Origin of the sequence: Tenuifilum sp., assembly GCF_037481895.1 — a bacterium.
GTDB classification, from domain to species: Bacteria; Bacteroidota; Bacteroidia; order Bacteroidales; family Tenuifilaceae; genus Tenuifilum; species Tenuifilum osseticum.
In genome coordinates, this window is the sequence record NZ_JBBFKU010000086.1 from 1 (window position 1) to 532 (window position 532).

At 41.4% G+C, this 532-nt stretch carries 1 protein-coding gene; it reads right to left on the reverse strand.

Annotation, left to right across the window (positions count from 1 at the left end):
- Positions 1-49: 49 nt before the first annotated feature.
- A partial coding sequence (locus WHS63_RS13220) for a DUF4372 domain-containing protein (protein ID WP_445205526.1) occupies positions 50-532 on the reverse strand: 483 nt, incomplete at its 5' end.

Sequence of the window (532 nt, forward strand, 5' to 3'; positions counted from 1 at the left end):
AATGTAAAACTATCCCTTAACGGGGATATTTCCAACTCCCATTTTTTATCTACAAAATTTTATTTTGGACGGATGTGTTATCGTGTACTTTTGCCTCTGTGATTTTTATAAACCGTCCAACCGACTGAACTGCATCGATAAGCATATGTACTTTTAACCCGCCTTTCTTTTTTCCGTCGTGCTTGGGGTCGCGGCCAACCCCTTTGAGTATATCGCTAAAAAGCCTTATTGTGGTCGAATCTATTAGCAGGACTTCTTTAAATGTGAGCCCAAAAGTTCGGCTGTCCGATAAAAAACTTCGGTAATGGCGTACCAAACTAAAATAAACATCTTCAAAGAACTTGTTATCACGGTTTCGTAAACCATCGCATGCTGTGCTTTTGGCAGGGGCCTTGTCTAAGCCTAAATGGTTTAGCTTGCCCCCCATCGCCCGCAACCCTTCACAAATCTCGGTCATCGAATCGCATCGGCTGATGATACCGAAGAGCATGGTAACTAATTGCGTTTTTGCTTTAAATGCTTTATAATAATA